The organism is Ruegeria sp. THAF57, assembly GCF_903914075.1.
Lineage (GTDB): Bacteria > Pseudomonadota > Alphaproteobacteria > Rhodobacterales > Rhodobacteraceae > Ruegeria.
In genome coordinates, this window is the sequence record NZ_CAIWNQ010000001.1 from 72744 (window position 1) to 91201 (window position 18458).

Annotated in this window: 15 protein-coding genes; 12 read left to right on the top strand and 3 right to left on the bottom strand. The window is 57.1% G+C overall.

The annotated features are described in order from the left end of the window. The first annotated feature begins 51 nt into the window (after nucleotides 1–51). The 4 genes from RUESEDTHA_RS00350 (at nucleotide 52) to RUESEDTHA_RS00365 (ending at nucleotide 6550) form a co-directional block, all read left to right on the top strand. The gene (locus RUESEDTHA_RS00350; RefSeq protein ID WP_180883506.1) at nucleotides 52–1722 is read left to right on the top strand and encodes an ABC transporter substrate-binding protein; all 1671 of its coding nucleotides are present in this window, start codon (nucleotides 52–54) and stop codon (nucleotides 1720–1722) included. 122 nt (nucleotides 1723–1844) lie between these two features. Further along, nucleotides 1845–2891, top strand: coding sequence for an ABC transporter permease (locus RUESEDTHA_RS00355; protein ID WP_171121212.1), 1047 nt, complete (start codon nucleotides 1845–1847; stop codon nucleotides 2889–2891). A gap of 13 nt (nucleotides 2892–2904) precedes the next feature. After that, nucleotides 2905–4368: an ABC transporter permease gene (locus tag RUESEDTHA_RS00360; protein WP_180883507.1), complete on the top strand. Its 1464-nt coding sequence runs from the start codon at nucleotides 2905–2907 to the stop codon at nucleotides 4366–4368. 94 nt (nucleotides 4369–4462) lie between these two features. Further along, nucleotides 4463–6550, top strand: a complete 2088-nt coding sequence (locus RUESEDTHA_RS00365) for an ABC transporter ATP-binding protein (protein WP_180883508.1) — start codon at nucleotides 4463–4465, stop codon at nucleotides 6548–6550. Between the two features lie 59 nt (nucleotides 6551–6609). Here the strand turns inward: RUESEDTHA_RS00365 and RUESEDTHA_RS00370 are convergent, their stop codons facing one another. Then, nucleotides 6610–7194 carry a lytic transglycosylase domain-containing protein gene (locus RUESEDTHA_RS00370; RefSeq protein ID WP_180883509.1) on the bottom strand — a complete coding sequence of 195 codons (585 nt, stop codon included), beginning with the start codon at nucleotides 7192–7194 and terminating at the stop codon, nucleotides 6610–6612. Nucleotides 7195–7403: 209 nt separating this feature from the next. Between RUESEDTHA_RS00370 and ssb the strand changes: the two genes are divergently transcribed. Beyond that, nucleotides 7404–7913 carry a single-stranded DNA-binding protein gene (ssb, locus tag RUESEDTHA_RS00375; protein ID WP_171123044.1) on the top strand — a complete coding sequence of 170 codons (510 nt, stop codon included), beginning with the start codon at nucleotides 7404–7406 and terminating at the stop codon, nucleotides 7911–7913. An 18-nt stretch (nucleotides 7914–7931) separates the two neighbouring features. After that, nucleotides 7932–9002, top strand: a complete 1071-nt coding sequence (locus tag RUESEDTHA_RS00380) for a site-2 protease family protein (RefSeq protein ID WP_180883510.1) — start codon at nucleotides 7932–7934, stop codon at nucleotides 9000–9002. Here the strand turns inward: RUESEDTHA_RS00380 and aroB are convergent, their stop codons facing one another. Both aroB and RUESEDTHA_RS00390 read right to left on the bottom strand, forming a co-directional pair. Further along, nucleotides 9003–10115 (bottom strand): 3-dehydroquinate synthase, encoded by a 1113-nt coding sequence (aroB, locus tag RUESEDTHA_RS00385; RefSeq protein WP_180883511.1) that lies wholly within the window; start codon nucleotides 10113–10115, stop codon nucleotides 9003–9005. Next, entirely contained in the window at nucleotides 10115–10702 is a 588-nt protein-coding gene (locus tag RUESEDTHA_RS00390; RefSeq protein WP_180883512.1) for a shikimate kinase, read from the bottom strand. The genes aroB and RUESEDTHA_RS00390 overlap by 1 nt, the downstream gene beginning before the upstream one ends. Nucleotides 10703–10781: 79 nt before the next feature. On the opposite strand from RUESEDTHA_RS00390, the gene RUESEDTHA_RS00395 reads away from it, so the two are divergent. The 6 genes from RUESEDTHA_RS00395 to RUESEDTHA_RS00420 all read left to right on the top strand — a co-directional run bounded on the left by RUESEDTHA_RS00395 (nucleotide 10782) and on the right by RUESEDTHA_RS00420 (nucleotide 17910). Next, nucleotides 10782–10931, top strand: a complete 150-nt coding sequence (locus RUESEDTHA_RS00395; RefSeq protein WP_171121204.1) for a hypothetical protein — start codon at nucleotides 10782–10784, stop codon at nucleotides 10929–10931. Continuing rightward, the gene (locus RUESEDTHA_RS00400; RefSeq protein ID WP_180883513.1) at nucleotides 10921–12444 is read left to right on the top strand and encodes a hypothetical protein; all 1524 of its coding nucleotides are present in this window, start codon (nucleotides 10921–10923) and stop codon (nucleotides 12442–12444) included. Before RUESEDTHA_RS00395 ends, RUESEDTHA_RS00400 begins: the two co-directional genes overlap by 11 nt. A gap of 2 nt (nucleotides 12445–12446) precedes the next feature. Further along, nucleotides 12447–13400 (top strand): site-specific tyrosine recombinase XerD, encoded by a 954-nt coding sequence (locus RUESEDTHA_RS00405; protein WP_180883514.1) that lies wholly within the window; start codon nucleotides 12447–12449, stop codon nucleotides 13398–13400. 63 nt (nucleotides 13401–13463) lie between these two features. Then, on the top strand, nucleotides 13464–14771 hold the full coding sequence (locus tag RUESEDTHA_RS00410; protein WP_171121201.1) for an HlyC/CorC family transporter: 1308 nt from the start codon (nucleotides 13464–13466) through the stop codon (nucleotides 14769–14771). Nucleotides 14772–14861: 90 nt separating this feature from the next. Continuing rightward, entirely contained in the window at nucleotides 14862–17279 is a 2418-nt protein-coding gene (locus RUESEDTHA_RS00415; RefSeq protein WP_180883515.1) for an FAD-dependent oxidoreductase, read from the top strand. A gap of 31 nt (nucleotides 17280–17310) precedes the next feature. Next, the gene (locus RUESEDTHA_RS00420; RefSeq protein WP_180883516.1) at nucleotides 17311–17910 is read left to right on the top strand and encodes an NTP transferase domain-containing protein; all 600 of its coding nucleotides are present in this window, start codon (nucleotides 17311–17313) and stop codon (nucleotides 17908–17910) included. The last annotated feature ends 548 nt before the right edge of the window (nucleotides 17911–18458 follow it).

Sequence of the window (18458 nt, forward strand, 5' to 3'; positions counted from 1 at the left end):
GCTGTTCGAAACTCTATCAATAAAAATACTATGTCACAGGGAGAGACATAAATGGAAAACCAAACAATCACCGGAGCACCGATGCACTGGGCGGCAGAAATGCATGCGCAAGAGTATCGGGACGGTAAACTTAGTCGGCGCGAATTCATGGCGCGCGCAACTGCATTGGGTGTCGCCGTTCCAGCCGCTTATGGCATGATCGGCCTGCAGTCACCTGCGGCAGCCCAAGAACCCCAGCGTGGCGGCACCATTCGCTATCAGATGGAAGTCCGCGCCCTGAAGGACCCGCGCACCTATGACTGGACACAGATTGCCACCTTCACCGCGGGCTGGCTGGAATATCTGGTCGAATACAACAATGACGGCTCGTTCAAGCCCATGCTGCTGGAAAGCTGGGAAGCAAACGATGACGCGACCGAGTACACGCTGAATGTCCGCAAGGGCGTCAAGTGGAACAATGGTGATGACTTCACCGCCGAAGACGTTGCACGCAACATCGAAGGCTGGTGTGACGCAGGGCTCGAGGGTAACTCGATGGCGTCACGCATGGCATCGCTTGTAGATGAGAGCACCCAGAAAGCCGCAGACGGGGCCATCACTGTTGTCGACACGCATACCGTTAAGCTGAAATGCAGTGCCCCGGACATCACGATCATTCCGGGCATGGCCGACTATCCGGCGGCTATCGTGCACAGCAGCTTTGACGCAAATAACATGCTGGCCAACCCTGTCGGCACGGGCTTCATGATCCCAGAAAGCCACGAAGTTGGCGTCAAAGGTGTTCTTGTACGCAACGAAGAATTCGAATGGTGGGGCTATGAGGCCGGCAAAGGCGGCTACATTGACCGGATCGAGTTCATCGACTACGGCACCGACCCTGCGGCGTTCCTGGCGGCTTATGAGGCCGAAGAGATCGACATGAACTGGGAGTCGGTCGGCGAGTTTGTCGATATTTTTGACAGCATCGGCCTTGTGCGTTCGGAAATCCCGTCGGGCTTTACCATCGTAATTCGTCCCAACCAATTGGCCGAGGATGAGAACGGCAACAAGATCTATGGCGACAAGCGTGTCCGCCAGGCTCTGGCCATGGCGGTCGATAACGAAGTCTGTCTGGAACTTGGCATGTCAGGTTACGGCATTCCTGCCGACAACTGCCACGTTGGCCCGATGCACCCCGAGTATGACTCGGCTATAACCCGCATCCCGTATGATCCTGCGGCGGCGAAAGCCCTGATGGATGAAGCGGGCATGGGCGACTTTGAGCATGAAGTTCAGTCCATTGACGATGACTGGCGTCGCAACACCACAGCGGCCGTCGTCGCGCAGCTTAACGACGCGGGCATCAAGGCCAAGCATACGATCCTGCCCGGCTCGACCTTCTGGAACGACTGGACCAAGTACCCCTACTCGTCGACCAACTGGAACCACCGTCCGCTCGGCACGCAGGTTCTGGCTTTGGCTTACAAGTCCGGGGTGGCCTGGAACGAGTCCGGCTTTGCCAATGACGAGTTCGATACGCTGCTGGCCGAGGCAAACTCGATCGCGGATGTCGACCAGCGCCGCGAGGTGATGGCCAAGCTGCAAGCGATCATGATCGACGAAGGCGTCGTCATCCAGCCATACTGGAGGACCGCAATGCGTCACCACCGTGACAACATGGTGGGTGTCGAAAAGCACATCGCGGATCTGCCGCAACTGTATAAGTTCGGCATCGTATCCTAAGCCAAAAAAACACAAGGCCGCGCCTACCAGGGGCGGCCTTTTCGTCCTGACCACGGCGACCAGAAAAACAGCGATGCGTGCGGCGAAAACACCGACACGCTAGCCTACCAACAGGGGCTACCATGGGACTTTTCATACTAAGGCGCGTCGGCATTATGCTGTTGACCGCACTGTGCCTTACCTTCCTGGTCTTCTTTCTGACCAACCTCTATCCGAATCTAGAAAAGCTGGCGAAAACGCAGGGCAATTTCAGGATGTCGGACGAGCAAGTCGAAAGCTTTCTGGAAAAAGGCGGATACCTTCAGCCAACGCCCATAAAATACGGCGAGTGGTTGGGTGTTTTGCCTTCCTACAGGCACACGAATGAAGACGGCACCGTACAAGGCAGATGTATCCTGCCGGGCAAGACTGCCGAAGAATCTCCGAATTTCTGCGGGATCCTGCAGGGGTATTGGGGGTATTCAACGGTCTTCAAGGAAGAAGTCTCAACTGTTGTTGGTAACCGGCTTGCCCTGACGGGCCGCTTGATGTTCTGGGTCATGCTTCTGATGGTCCCATCCGCTTTGATCCTTGGGATTTTGGCTGGCATGAAAGAAGGGTCAGCCACCGACCGGACTCTTTCGACCTTTGCGATCACCACCACGGCAACACCGGAATATGTGTCAGGTGTTATCTTCATCGCGATCTTCACCTCGTCTGCCGTCGGGCTGAAATGGTTCAAAGGGACCGCCACGCAAGCGATGGAAAATCCAACGTTCGAGAACTTTTTCCTGCCGGTGTTGACCATTGCCCTATACGGGATGGGTTACATTGCCCGCATGACCCGCGCCTCGATGACCGAGGTGATGACGGCGCAATACATCCGAACCGCGCGCCTGAAAGGTGTCTCGTTCCCGAACATCGTCATGAAACACGCGCTACGGAACGCTCTGATCGCGCCGTTCACCGTCATCATGCTGCAGTTCCCATGGCTGCTGAATGGCGTGGTGATCGTCGAGACCTTGTTCAACTACAAGGGTTTTGGCTGGGCGCTGGTACAGGCCGCTGGCAACAACGACATCCAGCTCTTGCTGGCGATATCGGTCGTGTCGGTCTTTGTGGTGCTGGTGACGCAGCTGATCTCGGATATCGGCTATGTCTACCTCAACCCGCGCATCCGCATTTCGTAAGGAGGGATAGATCATGGAACCACTTACCTGGACCGGCTCTATCGCCTTCCTGAACCCGTTGCTGGCCATAGCCTTGGCGCTGATGGTTATTTCGATCTTGGCCTGGATACTGGCCAGCATCATCCTGCCGGAACCCCAGATGACCGTGAACCCAGATGGGACGCTGACATCCGGATCGGGCGTACGGAACCTCATTCAAACTGTGCTGCGCTTTAGTTTTCTGGCAAGCGTCGGGCTGGGCGTTGCCTATATCGTTCTGGGCGTCCTCATGGGTACAAGCGCCGGTATCATCGGGGCCATGTCCCAGCAATTTCTGCCCGTCTGGTTGTCGCTAGTCCTTCTCTATGCCATGTCGATTGCATTCAAGCGCAAGCTTGGGCTCTACGGAAAACTGTTTGACAGCCCGATAGGTATGATCGGTTTTGGGCTTGTGATGTTCTGGGTGTTTACCGGCATCTTTGGCGCTCTTGACCTGATCGTGACGCACGACCCGCTCTCGCAGGTTTCGGGGATGAAGAACAAAGTACCCGGAACGCCTCTGCCCAGCATCGAAGACGGGGAATACGCCTGGTACCTGCTGGGGGGCGACAATCTTGCGCGCGATGTGTTCAGTCGCATGGTCAAAGGGGCGTGGATCGTCGTCCAGATCGCGCCGTTGGCGACAATGTTTGCCTTCATGGTCGGGATCACGCTTGGATTGCCTGCCGGGTATTACGGCGCCCGTCTGGACACGCTGTTGTCGTTCCTGGCGAACCTTATCCTAGCCTTCCCGGTGATCCTGCTGTTCTACCTACTTGTAACACCCGAGATCGTGGCGACAGGTGTGCCGAACTATATGGCGGCTATCCTGTTCATCTTCCCGATCATATTCCTTGGTGTGCTTTTGAACTCGCGCTATTACACAAGGCCGACGTTCCGCACTCCGCTTCTAATTGGTGTTCTAGGTGTTGCGCTGTGGCTGTATCTGTCGCTGATCTCAACGAATGGCTACATCGTAAACACGGACAACTACAGCATTTGGGGACTGCCCACCTATCTGGACCTTTTTGATGTGCCCGGAGGGATTTTGGTCGTCTTTGTCTCGGTGGTTTTTGTAAACTCACCAACCGTGTTCCGTATCGTGCGCGGTTTGGCGATGGACATCAAAACCCGCGACTATGTCGCTGCGGCTCAGACACGCGGCGAAGGGCCATGGTACATCATGCTGTGGGAAATTCTGCCAAACGCGCGGGGTCCGCTGATCGTCGATTTCTGTCTGCGGATTGGCTATACCACCATCCTTTTGGGGACTTTGGGTTTCTTTGGGCTGGGATTGCCACCGGAAAGCCCAGACTGGGGATCAACGATCAACGAAGGGCGTAAGCTGTTGTCGATCTATCTGCACCCCGCCCTGCCACCTGCCTTGGCCCTGTTATCTTTGGTTCTGGGACTGAACCTGTTGGCGGATGGTTTGCGCGAAGAAAGTCTGAAGGACTGATTGTGATCGAAGGGGGGGGGGGGTGCCCCCGGACCCCCAGGATATTTTTAGCCAGATGAAGGGGATTCCCTGACTCTCGCGAGGAGTAAGCAAGATGAACAAACTGGCGGATTATGACGGGCCAATTCTTGAGATCGACAAGCTGTCGATTTCGTTCTTTACCCGTCTGCGGGAAATTCCGGCCGTTATGGATTTTTCGGTCAGCGTCCAGCCCGGAGAGGCTGTCGGACTGGTCGGTGAATCCGGCTGTGGCAAGTCCACTGTCGCGCTGGGGGTCATGCAGGACCTTGGCAAGAACGGGCGCATTGTCGGCGGTACCATCAAGTTCAAAGGGCGCGATCTAGCCGAGATGACGTCGGACGAGCTGCGCGATATTCGCGGCAATGAGATCGCTATGATCTATCAGGAGCCGATGGCTTCGCTGAACCCGGCTATGAAGATTGGCAAGCAGTTAATGGAAGTGCCGATGATCCATGAAGGCGTCGGCGCGGAGGAAGCTTATGCGCGCGCTCTGGAGGTGGTCACCGACGTGCGCCTGCCCGACCCTGAGCGGATGCTGAACTCATTCCCACATCAGTTGTCGGGAGGGCAGCAGCAGCGGATCGTGATCGCTATGGCGCTGATGTCGAAGCCCGCGCTTTTGATACTGGACGAGCCGACAACGGCGTTGGATGTGACGGTCGAGGCTGCCGTTGTCGAGTTGGTCAAGGACTTGGGCAAGAAATACGGCACTTCGATGCTGTTCATCTCGCACAATCTGGGGCTGGTGCTTGAGACCTGCGACCGGCTTTGCGTGATGTATTCCGGTGAGGCGGTTGAGCGTGGTTCGATCCATGACGTGTTCGACGAAATGCAGCACCCTTACACACAGGCGCTGTTCCGCTCGATCCCCCTGCCGGGGGCTGACAAGAACGCGCGGCCTCTGGTGGCCATACCCGGAAACTTTCCTTTGCCGCATGAACGCCCGCCGGGGTGTAATTTCGGGCCGCGTTGTGACTATTTCGAGGAAGGCCGGTGCGACGCGCAGAACATTCTGATGGAGGCCGTTCCGGGCAATGACCGCCACCATACACGGTGCCTGAAATTCAAGGAAATCGACTGGAACGCGCCGATCACTGTGTCTGAGCAGAAGGAAAAAGCCGAAATCGGCCGTACCGTTCTGAAGATGGACAACCTCAAGAAATACTATGAGGTGGCTGCGAATGCCCTGTTCGGTGGCGGTGAGAAGAAGGTTGTGAAAGCCAATGAGACGCTGAGCTTCGAGGCTCATGAGTCTGAGACCTTGGCCATCGTGGGTGAGTCCGGCTGTGGTAAATCCACTTTTGCCAAGGTTCTGATGGGGCTTGAAACAGCGACCGATGGTCAGATTTTGCTGGATAACCGCAACATCGAAGCTGTGCCGATCGAGGAGCGCGATGCAAAGACCGTTGGCGAAGTGCAGATGGTGTTCCAGAACCCGTTTGACACGCTGAACCCATCCATGACCGTCGGCCGCCAGATCATTCGGGCGCTGGAGATTTTCGGCGTTGGGAATTCCGAGGCTGAACGCAAAAAGCGAATGCTGGAGCTTTTGGACCTGGTGAAGCTTCCGCGCGCCTTTGCCGATCGAATGCCGCGGCAATTGTCAGGTGGGCAGAAGCAGCGTGTCGGTATCGCCCGCGCCTTTGCCGGGGACGCGCGGATCGTGGTTGCGGACGAACCGGTCTCGGCGTTGGATGTGTCGGTGCAGGCAGCGGTCACGGATCTGCTGATGGAGATTCAACGCGAACACAAAACCACGCTTTTGTTCATCAGCCATGACCTGTCCATTGTGCGGTACCTGAGCGACAGGGTGATGGTGATGTATCTGGGTCATGTGGTCGAGTTGGGGACGACGGACCAGGTCTTCTCACCGCCGTATCACCCATATACCGAGGCCCTGCTGAGTGCGGTTCCAATTGCTGATACGTCGATCGAAAAACAGCATATCGTTCTTGAAGGCGACATTCCGTCGGCAATGAGCCCGCCTCCCGGCTGCCCTTTCCAGACGCGTTGCCGCTGGAAGTCTGAGGTGCCGGACGGACGGTGTGAGCATGACGTACCGCCCGTCAAAACCCTTGCTGACGGTCATCAGATAAAATGCCATTTGGCTGATGATATTTTGGCGCGGATGGAGCCCGTCATCAAAATTGCGGCGGAATAGACGATCATAACGAAGGAACCGGTCATCGTGCCGGTTCTTTTGTCCCTGAATCGTTTAGATTACCCGCCCCAGATGACCTTTACGTAGTTCTGGGTTTCTTTGTACGGCGGAACACCGCCGTGCTTTTCAACCGCCTTTGGCCCCGCGTTATACGCCGCCAGAGCCAAGCGCCACGATTTGAACTTGCGGTACTGCCACGACAGGTAACGCGCACCACCTTCAAGGTTCTGTTTGGGATCATGCGGGTTTACGCCCAAAAGCTGCGCAGTTCCGGGCATCAACTGCGCAAGACCCAGCGCGCCCTTGTGCGATACGGCATGGGGGTTCCAGCCACTTTCCTGCTGAACAAGTCGAAGAAATAGATCTTCAGGCACATTGTGTTTGCGGGCCGCTTGGCGTGCCAAGGACAGGTATTGGCCGCGGTACTTACCGTTATAGCGCTTACTGAACGTCCCCGAAGCTGTTTTTCGCTTGGGCTTCAGCCGTTCGGAATCGCGATACTGGGTTGCCGCACGGGTATCCAATATCTTGGCCTGCTTGAGAAAAATGTCCTTACGGCTTTTGGTAGACAATGTCTGAGCCGCAGCCGGAACTGAAACCAGCGCAAGGCAAACCCCTAAAAACCAACCAACCAGAAAACGCATTAATGCCAATCCCGCTCGTCCACGAACCCGACTGAGTATAGATATTTCAGTAAAAAATGAAAGCTTGGTAAAAATTTTCTGAGTGATTTGCTGCTCAGCGCGGTCTTCATCAACTATGTTTTAACCGCGCGGCAGGCCGTATAGGGTCGGCAACAGAACACAAGCGCCAGATTCGGGCGCGATCCAGTCAGACAAGAACGAGGACATACATGGCGGGTTCAGTAAATAAGGTCATTCTGGTCGGAAATCTGGGCGCAGACCCCGAGGTCCGATCGTTTCAGAACGGTGGCAAGGTGTGCAACCTGCGCCTTGCCACGTCGGAAACGTGGAAGGACCGCAACACCGGCGAACGGCGTGACCGGACACAGTGGCACTCGGTCGCGATCTTTTCGGAACCTCTGGCCCGCATTGCTGAACAGTACCTGCGCAAGGGCAGCAAGGTTTATATCGAAGGCCAGTTGGAAACACGTAAATGGCAGGACCAGTCCGGCCAAGACCGATATACGACAGAAGTTGTTTTGCGCCCCTATCGCGGCGAACTGACATTGCTGGATAGCCGTGGCGACGGCGGCGGACAGTCTGGCGGTTACGGCGGAGGCCAGTCTGGCGGCTATGGCGGCGGTCAGGCGGGCGGCGGTTACGGCGACCCCTACGGCGCGCCCTCTGGATCCCCTGCCCCTGCATCCGGCGGAATCGACGACGACGAGATTCCGTTCTAAGCAAAACGGAGATTGGTGATGACATGGTCCTTCTCACTCGGCCGATTATTTGGGTCGGAACTGAGGGTCCATGTCACCTTTTTCCTATTACTGGCGTGGGTCGGGTTCGCGGCCTATTCCAGCGGCGGCGTATCGGCGGCCGTCCAAAACCTGATCTTTGTACTCGCGCTGTTTGCGTGTGTTGTGGCGCATGAATTCGGCCATGCGCTGATGGCTCGGCGTTACGGGATCAAGACCCCTGACATTACCCTTTTGCCAATTGGCGGGCTGGCTCGACTGGAACGAATGCCGGAGAAGCCAATGCAGGAAGTCTGGGTCGCCCTTGCGGGCCCTACTGTAAACATCGTCATATGGATCATTCTGATTGCGTTCGGGGCCGGAATGCCTTGGGAAACGATGGCGCAAATCGACAGCACGGCCCCCGGCCTTTTGAACCGGCTGGCCTATGTCAATCTGCTGTTGGCTGCCTTCAACATGATACCAGCCTTTCCGATGGACGGCGGACGGGTCTTTCGCGCCCTGCTTTGCCTTAAAATGGATCGCGTCAAGGCCACTCGGATTGCGGCGCTTGCCGGGCAAGCGGTCGCTGTGGGTTTCGGCTTTTTGGGTCTCAGCACAGGAAATCCGCTGCTGGTTCTGATCGCTGTGTTTGTCTTCGTTGCAGCCAACGCAGAGAGCCAGGACGTGGCCATGCGATCTGTCGCGCGGCGGGTTATGGCGCGCGACGCGATGATCACCGAGTACCAATCTCTGTCGCCGTCAGATACTCTGGCGACGGCCGCCCAAGCCGTTATTCATACCACACAGCATGAATTCCCAGTGCTGGACGCAGACGGAACGCTAAAGGGTTTCGTCACCCGCAACCGCCTGTTTGCGGCTCTGGCTGCGGAAACTCCGCGATCAGACCCTGCCACTTCCATAATGGAAGCCGATATTCCGCAGGTCGAACTCACCAGCGGGTTGGAGACTGTTCTGGAACGTCTGCACAAAGGCGCGCCAGCCATAGCGGTTTGTACCAAGGCCGGTCACATGGTGGGCTACATTACGCGCGAAAACATCGGTGAGTTGATGGTCATCCGGGGACGCTGATCAGGCGACTGCCAGAGCGTCCTCGAGCACCGACAAGACAGCTTCGCGCGGGACATCCGAAGTTACGAATGCCTGACCGATTCCTCGCGCCAGAATAAAGCGCAGCTGCCCGTCGATAACCTTTTTGTCCTGCGCCATCAGATCGACCAATGCCGCTGCCCCCGGAAGATCGCCCGGAATGTCGGCAAGGTCCGTCTTCATGCCCATCTGACGCAGGTGCGCGCGAACGCGGCTGGGGTCTTCTTGCGCGCACAAACCAAGGCGCGACGACAACTCAAACGCAAGCGCACAGCCAATGGCTACACCCTCACCATGCAGCAAGCGATCGGAATAGCCGGTTGCGGCCTCCAACGCATGACAGAACGTGTGGCCAAGGTTCAGCAACGCGCGATCGCCCTGTTCGGTTTCATCGCGCGCGACGATATCAGCCTTCATCTGAACCGATCGCGTCACGGCCCGGACGCGCGCGGCCATGTCGCCGCCCGACACTGCGGTGCCGTTGGCCTCGAGCCACTCAAAGAACTCCGCATCGCCCAGCAGACCGTATTTGACGACCTCACCATAACCAGACAGGAAATCCCTCTGGGTCATTGTGCCCAAAACCGAGGTATCAGCCAGAACCAGCGAGGGTTGGTGAAACGCCCCAATCAGGTTTTTCCCCTGTGGCGCGTTGATCCCCGTTTTTCCCCCAACCGAACTGTCAACTTGTGCCAGCAACGAGGTCGGGATCTGCACGAACCGCACGCCACGCCGCAAGACGGCAGCAGCAAAGCCGGCAAGATCGCCAATGACGCCGCCCCCAAGGGCCACAACAACATCGCGGCGTTCGACTTTTTCGGCCAGCAGCCATTCGACCGCGCGCTCAAAATGCGGCCAGCTTTTGGTGGCTTCTCCGGCAGGTAGAGCCAGCGCCGACATCTCGATACCCGCATCGGCCAGACCTTCCCGCAGCTCGTCCAGATGCAAAGCTGCGACGTTTTCGTCCGTCAGAACCGCAACTTTGGGACGGTTGAGCAAAGGTGCGATCAATTTCCCTGACTGGCCCAGCAAATCAGGTCCGATCTCTACATCGTAGGATCGTTCACCTAGCTCAACATGTACGGTTTGGTGCATTAATTCCGTTCCAAAACATCCGGGCGCGTCATCAAGGCATCGACGACCCTGTCCACCATATTTTCTATCGACGTCTCTCCGTCAGAAGTCACCGAGAGGTCGGCTTGCGAATAGACCGGCACACGTTCCTCGTACAAGGCGCGCAACGTCGCATGAGGGTCCGCTGTGCGCAGCAAGGGCCGCGTGTCCTTGTGCTTGACCCGGTTCCACAGCACGTTCAGATCGGCCTTTAACCAGACAGAAACCCCGCGATCGGTAATCATCTGGCGATTCTGACCAGCCAAAAACGCCCCGCCGCCGGTGGACAGAACACCTTTTTCTTCGTCCAGAAGCCGCCCGATGACCTGACTTTCCTTTGCACGAAAAAACGGCTCACCGTCGCGTTCAAAGATTTCCGGGATGGTCATATTGGCCGCCGATTCGATCTCGGCATCGCTATCGAGGAACGGAACACCAAGCCTTGCAGCCAAAGCACGGCCAACGGCTGTTTTACCAGCCCCCATCATACCCACCAAAACCACTGTTTTGTGCAGTTTGAAGCTATGATCGGGTTCGGACGTCACGGTGTTATGCTTAATTTCGCTCATTTCAACGTGAATGACGTGATCTTAAGAAAAATGCCAGTTATAACTTGGACAAAACACAAAATTGAGGCAGCGTTGAGCAATGGGTCGTCTGATCAAGTTCCTGATATATCTGGTTTGCCTGTGTTTCATCGGGCTGGTGGGCTACGCCTATCTGGGCCCTCTCTTCGGCGTGGATTTTTCCTCCCCGCAACAAGAGATACGAGAACCGGTAATCCTGAATGTCGAATAAGGCCGCAGTTGCTGCGCTGTTTCTCGCCACTTCGGTCCACGCGCAGCAGGAACCTCTTTCTGTTATTGAGTGGCTGAGCGAGCCACCCGAAAACCTGCCGGGTACTGTCTTGCTGGAACCCCCGGTTACGCAAACAGGTCTCGGACCTGAGGTCGAGGTCACGCGTCTTGAGGCGCTGTCGCAACCCTTGGGCCTTGTTTCATCGAACGTAACTGGCCTGCCTGTCGGTCTTTGGCAGAACAGCGAAACGGATCGTCTGGCAGAACTGATCGCCCGTGTCCCGGTCAAGTACAACCCGGCCATGCAACGCCTGCTGTTTACCTTGCTGTTGTCCGAGGCGCGCGCGCCGTCCGGACCCGAGGCCGAAGAAACACTTTTGCTGGCACGTCTGGACAGGCTGATGCAACTAGGGGCGGCTGATCCGGCGCAATCTCTGGTTCAGCTTGCCGGCCCGACCAACAGCCGCGAGCGTTTCAAACGTTGGTTTGACGCGACATTGCTGACGGGTGACGAAGACCGAAGCTGCACCGCGTTGATTGCCCAGCCCCACTTGTCACAGGACTATGCCGCGCAGATTTTCTGCAAAGCCCGCCGGGGGGATTGGCCCTCTGCCGCGCTCACCCTGGAAGCCGCGCACGCGCTTGAGGTTCTGCCCCCCGAGGATCTTGATGTCCTTGACCGCTTTCTAAGCCCCGAGCTGTTCGAAGACGCAGAATACCTGCCGCAACCGGAAAACCCCGACCCGCTGAGCTTTCGCCTGTACGAAGCCATTGGTGAGCGTTTGCCCTCTGCCCCGCTGCCCCGGGTCTTTGCGAACGCCGACCTGCGCGACGTTGCAGGCTGGAAGGCACAGATCGAAGCGGCCGAGCGTCTGACTCGTGTGGGCGCCCTGACACCGAACCAGTTGCTTGGCCTCTATACGGAACGATCCCCGGCCGCCTCGGGTGCCGTGTGGGACAGGGTCACAGCCGTTCAACGATTTGAAACCGCGTTGAACTCGGGCGACCCGAACGCCATTGCAACGGCATTGCCCATCGTATGGGAGCAAATGCGCAGCGTCGGGCTTGAGGTGCCGATTTCGGAACTGTTCGCAGGTCAGTTGTCGCAGATCACATTGGACGACGAGGCGGTCGAGCAATTGCGATGGCGGATAGTGCTGTTGTCAGACCTTTACGAAACCGCGGCCCTTTCCGCCCCCGATCAGTCAGAGGAAAGTCAGTTTCTGGCGGCGTTGGCGCAAGGTGATCCCGGGCGCGCCCCGTCCCCCTCTCCGTTGGCGGATGCTGTGGCCGAAGGGTTTGCATGGGCCGCGCCAGTGCCTTCGGACATCAATGCCCTGCTGTCCAATGACCAATTGGGCGAAGCGATCCTTGAGACAATGGAGCTTTTTGCGCATGGCTCGCGCGGGAACCTTGTTGATCTGACGGCGGCTATTGCCACGTTGCGCCGCGTGGGCCTTGAGGACACCGCGCGACGCGCTGCACTGAACCTGTTGATCCTGCAGGGCACCTGATCATGGCCGCCCCCGCCACTCAGGAGCTTTGGATTTCCACGTTTCTACAGGCACAAGCGGCCGAGTTAGGTGCAGCCACGAACACGCTGTTGGCATATGGCAGGGATCTGAAGGACTTTGCCGAATGGTTGGATCGGCGAAAAACCGGTCTAGCAGAAGCAAGCCGCGACCAGATCGAGAGCTACTTGATCTACTGTGACGCGCAGGGGCTTTCCCAATCTACCCGTGCGCGCAGGCTTTCAGCGATCAAACAGATTTACCGATTTGCGTTTGAAGAAGGCTGGCGTGAGGCCAACCCCGCAATTCAGATCAAAGGACCGGGCCGTCAAAAGCGTCTGCCAAAAACGCTGGACGTGCCCGAAGTCGACCGGTTGTTGCAAGCAGCGCGCGAAACCGGGCGTACCAAGGCAGATCGCGTGCGCAACACCTGCCTGATGGAACTGCTATACGCCACCGGAATGCGCGTGACCGAACTGGTTTCTTTACCCGTGTCATCGGCACGGGGCGATCCACGCATGCTGCTGGTTCTTGGCAAGGGCGGCAAAGAGCGGATGGTCCCGTTGTCCCCACCGGCACGAGAGGCGCTTGCCGCGTGGTTGAGTGTGCGGGATGAGACCGAGGATCAAAAAGTTTCAGATGGCGCTCAGCGCTCTAAGTTTCTGTTTCCCTCGCGTGGTAAATCCGGGCACCTGACGCGGCATATGTTCTTTCAACTGATCAAGGACCTTGCGGTTCAAGGGGGCGTTTCGCCCGAAAAAGTCACGCCGCACACCTTGCGCCATGCCTTTGCAACACATTTGCTGGCCAACGGCGCAGATTTGCGTTCGATCCAGACCTTACTTGGTCACGCTGATGTTGCGACCACGGAAATTTACACGCATGTACTGGACGAACGGCTTGCCGAACTGGTGTTAGAGCATCACCCGCTTGCCAAAGACCCTAGCGATAAAGGCTAACCCCTTGATCCGCAGGGGCCGCGCCCCCATAACCATTGCAGCAACACGAACAACCAAGGACCGATGGAACCCTCTTCTTCTCTGATCGACGGCGCATTCTGGTTTACGACCGGCGCCATTTTGTTTTTGCTTGTCCTATCAGGCTTTTTCTCGGGTTCTGAAACAGCATTGACCGCCTCATCGCGCGGCAAGCTGCGTGCACAGGCCGACAAGGGATCACGTGGAGCGCAAAAAGCGCTGGACATCACCGATGACAACGAGCGTCTGATCGGTTCGGTCCTGTTGGGCAACAACTTGGTGAACATCCTTGCGGCGTCTTTGGCCACCGCTTTGTTTACGCGTCTCTTTGGCGAAAGCGGCGTCGCATTGGCGACACTGGTCATGACCCTTCTGGTTCTGATCTTTGCCGAAGTTCTTCCCAAAACCTACGCCATCACCAACGCAGAAAAAGCGGCCTCGGCCGTGGCCCCATTGATCAGCGTGGTGGTGACCGTGTTTTCCCCGGTCGTTTCCGCGGTGCGCTTGTTGGTGCGCGGCGTTTTGCGCCTGTTTGGGGTTCAGATCGATCCTGACAGCAACATCCTTGCGGTACGAGAAGAGATCGCAGGCGCGCTGCAACTGGGCCATTCCGAAGGGGTTGTTGAAAAAGAAGATCGCGACCGCATTCTGGGTGCTTTGGATCTGGGTGATCGAACGGTGGAAGAAATCATGCTTCACCGTTCGAACATTGAAATGATCGATGCAGAAGATACGCCCGAGGTTATCCTGCAGCAGTGCCTGAAAAGTCCCCATACCCGCCTGCCCGTTTTCCGGGATGAGCCCGAAAACATCGTGGGCGTCGTTCATGCCAAGGACCTGTTCCGCGCCATGTACGCGCATGCAGGCAGCAGCGAAGGGGATGCAAACCGGCTGAAAGAATTCGACATCTCAAAGGTTGCCAACGACCCATATTTCGTTCCCGAAACAACGACTTTGGACGATCAGATGCGGGAGTTTCTACGCATGCACAGCCATTTTGCGCTGGTCGTGGATGAATATGGCTCTCTGCGCGGTCTGATCACACTGGAAGATATCCTTGAAGAAATCGTGGGTGAAATTGCCGACGAATTCGATCTTGAAGAGGACGTTCCCGTTACCCGAACCGAGGACGGCCAGTTTTTGGTCGAAGGCGCGATGACCATCCGCGATGTGAACCGCGCGATGGAATGGTCCCTGCCGGACGAAGAAGCCAACACCGTCGCAGGTCTGGTTATTCACGAGGCGCAGATGATCCCGGTCACGGGTCAGGTTTTCTCGTTCCACGGCTTCCGCTTCGAAGTCACGGCGCGCGAGGGGAACCGAATAACCGAGTTGAAAATCCGCCCTCTCTGACGCGGCCAGCGACACAGCATGTCGGGAACGGAACAGTAAACCCAAGCCTTCGCTTGCAGGCTCGGGCCGAAACCGGATGGAGGCAGCAACGTGAAGACGACAACGCAGGTGGCAGTCATTGGGGGTGGTGTTGTCGGGTGCTCTGTCCTGTATCACCTGACCAAACTGGGCTGGTCGGACGTGATGCTGTTGGAGCGGTCCGAACTGACCAGCGGCTCCACATGGCATGCGGCAGGCGGTTTTCACACGCTCAACGGCGACACCAACATGGCCGCTCTGCAAGGCTATACGATCCGTCTTTACAAAGAACTGGAAGAGATCACCGGCATGTCCTGCGGCCTGCATCATGTGGGCGGTGTGACGCTGGCAGACAATCAGGATCGGTTCGACATGCTGCTGGCCGAGCGTGCCAAGCACCGCTTCATGGGCCTTGAAACCGAGATTGTCGGCCCCAAAGAGATCAGGAAAATTGCTCCGATCACCAACACGGATGGGATAATCGGCGCGCTTTATGATCCGCTGGATGGCCACCTGGACCCGTCGGGTACAACACATGCCTATGCCAAGGCTGCCCGCATGGGCGGTGCGACGATCGAAACGCATTGCATGGTGCAGGAAACGCTTCAACGGCGGGACGGAACTTGGGATGTCGTCACCGACAAAGGCACAATTCATGCCGAACATGTGGTCAATGCCGGTGGTCTTTGGGCGCGCGAGGTCGGTGCCTTGGCAGGTGTGTATTTTCCGCTGCACCCGATGGAGCATCAGTATCTGGTCACCGACTCGATTCCTCAGATCGAAGCAATCATTGATGCAGGGGGTGAACACCCGCACGTCATGGACCCCGCCGGGGAAAGCTATCTGCGGCAGGAAGGTCGGGGCTTGTGCATTGGGTTTTATGAACAACCCTGCAAACCCTGGGCCGTGGATGGGACCCCTTGGGAGTTTGGGCATGAACTCCTGCCGGACGACTTTGACAAGATCACCGACAGTATCGAATTCGCCTATCGCCGCTTTCCTGTTCTGGCCGAGGCCGGAGTGAAATCGGTGATCCATGGGCCGTTTACCTTTGCGCCAGACGGCAACCCTTTGGTCGGGCCCGTGCCGGGATTGCGGAATTACTGGTCGGCCTGCGGTGTGATGGCTGGGTTCAGTCAGGGCGGTGGCGTTGGACTGACGCTGGCCCAGTGGATGATCGAAGGCGAACCCGAACGCGACGTCTTTGCCATGGACGTGGCCCGGTTCGGCGACTGGATCAGCCCCGGCTACACCCGCCCCAAGGTGATCGAGAACTACCAGAAGCGGTTCAGCGTCGCCTACCCGAACGAAGAGCTACCAGCCGCCCGCCCGAACCGAACGACACCGATGTACGATATCTTCAGTGATCTGGGCGCGGTCTGGGGCCAGCAATACGGGCTGGAGGTGCCCAACTATTTCGCCCAAGACGATGAGCCGGACTATGAGACACCTTCCTTCCGACGCTCGGATGCATTCTCGGCGACGGGCCGCGAGGTCAACGCTGTCCGCAACGGCGTAGGTATCAACGAGGTGCACAACTTCGGCAAATACCGCATCTCCGGCGCCAATGCGCGGGCATGGTTGGATCGGATCATGGCGGGGCGCGTTCCACAACCAGGACGATTGTCACTGACCCCCATGCTTTCGTCTAAAGGCAAGTTGATTGGCGACTTCACCATATCCTGCCTTAGCGACGGTGAATTTCAGCTCACCGCCTCTTATGGCAGCCAAGCCTTCCACATGAGGTGGTTCCTGCAAAATCAAACCGACGGCGTGATCATCGAAAATGTCAGCGATCATCTGAACGGGTTTCAGATCGCCGGTCCCAAAGCCGCCGAGGTGTTATCAGCCTGCACCCGGGACGAAGTCGCAACCCTCCGCTTTCTGGATGTGCGGCGCATGACAATCGGCATGACGGACTGTATCGTTCAACGGGTCAGTTATACCGGCGACTTGGGGTTTGAAATCTATTGCAATCCTATGGCGCAGAGGCAACTTTGGTGGACTTTGTGGCAGGCTGGGCAGCCTCATGGCATGGTGCCCTTTGGGATGCGCACCATGATGAGCCTGCGTCTGGACAAGTTCTTTGGGTCCTGGATGCGCGAATACTCACCAGATTATACCGCGGCAGAAACAGGGCTGGACCGCTTCATTGCGTTTTCTAAAAACGTGGACTTCATCGGCCGTGCGGCGACCGAGTTGGAACGTGCCGAAGGCCCGGCACGCCGACTTGTGGCCTTTGAAGTTGACGCGGACGACGCAGATGTAAACGCATATGAGCCGATCTGGTTGGGCGGTCAGGTTGTCGGCTTCTGTACATCTGGCGGATATTCCCACTATGCCAAAAAGTCGGTGGCGATGGGGTTCCTGCCAATCGAAGAAATCAGCGACGGGCTGGAGGTCGAGATCGAAATTCTCGGCCAGTTGAGGAAGGCTCGCGTGATTTCGGAACCACTATTTGACGCAGATGGCGCACGCATGCGGGGATGACATACATCCCTGGCAGCGGCATTCTAGCTCCATGATTCCGTTACCCATTATCCTTTTGGCCGCCGGACAGTCACGTCGTATGGGTGGCAAGGACAAACTGTTGCAAGCTGTTGACGGTATGCCTTTGTTGCGTCGTTCACTCGAAACGGCGCTGAAGGCCGGGCCGACCATCGTCGCCCTTCCTCCAAAACCGCACCCGCGTTACGACGCGATCAAAGGTCTGGACGCGCAGATGGTAGAAATTCCAGATGCTATCGAAGGAATGAACGCCAGCCTGCGCGGAGCGATGCGGCACGTCCCACCGGAAGCCACCGCCGTCATGGTTTTGTTGGCTGACTTACCCGATATCACGCCCGGCGACCTGAAAGCAGTGATCCGCGCGGTTCAAGAACATCCAGACAACCTGGTTTGGCGCGGCGCGACGGCTAACGGAAAACCCGGCCATCCGGTTGTTTTCCACCGATCTCTATTTGATGACCTTGCAAGACTTACGGGCGATGAAGGCGCACAGGCTGTTGTCCGGGCACATGCCGACCGTGTGTGCCTTGTTCCTCTGCCCGATCAAAACGCGTTGTTGGACTTGGACACCCCGGAAGACTGGGATGCATGGCACCAAAAAAGAAACGCCTGAAAAGAACACGGCCCGGTCTTTTCAGACCGGGCCGGTGCCCAAAACAGGACTACCACTTTTCATCAATCCTGAAAGCGCGGCCATTTGTGCCATGTAGCACGCTGGCTATTCCGCCGCTGAACCTAAACAAGACCCCCTCGTTAACATGCCGCTCAGCGCTTCCAGTGACTGTGACGGCCGTTGGCACCCCCTAGTGCCTTCGGCTCCCCTCGCTTGGGCATGATCATCGTCACCCATCACACCGGTTCAGACAACGGGAAACTGGAAAGAACGGTAAATTTTCGACGTATCAGAATGGTTTTTGCGCAACATCCCGCCGAAGAAAAAACAATCATTGAGGGAACCGGAATTTGTGCTAACGGCGCCGAAACTGCCCTTATGAACGCTCTTATTAAACTAAAGACCAGTCAATTTTAGGCTTGTTGAGGGCAACAAAGACTAAACCTTACACCTGGTCACAACCAAAACACGAGCGATTGCCAAAGGATCTGTGGATCTGTTCCTTTGTTAACCAAACTGTTTCAATTCAGCGCTTTTCAGGTATTGCC

Bases quoted from the DNA above. Each gene is read 5' to 3' on its own strand.
- RUESEDTHA_RS00395 (WP_171121204.1), top strand. From the start codon at position 10,782: ATGGGTCGTCTGATCAAGTTCCTGATATATCTGGTTTGCCTGTGTTTC.
- ssb (WP_171123044.1), top strand. From the start codon at position 7,404: ATGGCGGGTTCAGTAAATAAGGTCATTCTGGTCGGAAATCTGGGCGCA.
- RUESEDTHA_RS00360 (WP_180883507.1), top strand. From the start codon at position 2,905: ATGGAACCACTTACCTGGACCGGCTCTATCGCCTTCCTGAACCCGTTG.
- RUESEDTHA_RS00420 (WP_180883516.1), top strand. From the start codon at position 17,311: ATGATTCCGTTACCCATTATCCTTTTGGCCGCCGGACAGTCACGTCGT.
- RUESEDTHA_RS00355 (WP_171121212.1), top strand. From the start codon at position 1,845: ATGGGACTTTTCATACTAAGGCGCGTCGGCATTATGCTGTTGACCGCA.
- RUESEDTHA_RS00410 (WP_171121201.1), top strand. From the start codon at position 13,464: ATGGAACCCTCTTCTTCTCTGATCGACGGCGCATTCTGGTTTACGACC.
- RUESEDTHA_RS00380 (WP_180883510.1), top strand. From the start codon at position 7,932: ATGACATGGTCCTTCTCACTCGGCCGATTATTTGGGTCGGAACTGAGG.
- RUESEDTHA_RS00370 (WP_180883509.1), bottom strand. From the start codon at position 7,194: ATGCGTTTTCTGGTTGGTTGGTTTTTAGGGGTTTGCCTTGCGCTGGTT.
- RUESEDTHA_RS00405 (WP_180883514.1), top strand. From the start codon at position 12,447: ATGGCCGCCCCCGCCACTCAGGAGCTTTGGATTTCCACGTTTCTACAG.
- aroB (WP_180883511.1), bottom strand. From the start codon at position 10,115: ATGCACCAAACCGTACATGTTGAGCTAGGTGAACGATCCTACGATGTA.
- RUESEDTHA_RS00350 (WP_180883506.1), top strand. From the start codon at position 52: ATGGAAAACCAAACAATCACCGGAGCACCGATGCACTGGGCGGCAGAA.
- RUESEDTHA_RS00400 (WP_180883513.1), top strand. From the start codon at position 10,921: ATGTCGAATAAGGCCGCAGTTGCTGCGCTGTTTCTCGCCACTTCGGTC.
- RUESEDTHA_RS00365 (WP_180883508.1), top strand. From the start codon at position 4,463: ATGAACAAACTGGCGGATTATGACGGGCCAATTCTTGAGATCGACAAG.
- RUESEDTHA_RS00390 (WP_180883512.1), bottom strand. From the start codon at position 10,702: ATGAGCGAAATTAAGCATAACACCGTGACGTCCGAACCCGATCATAGC.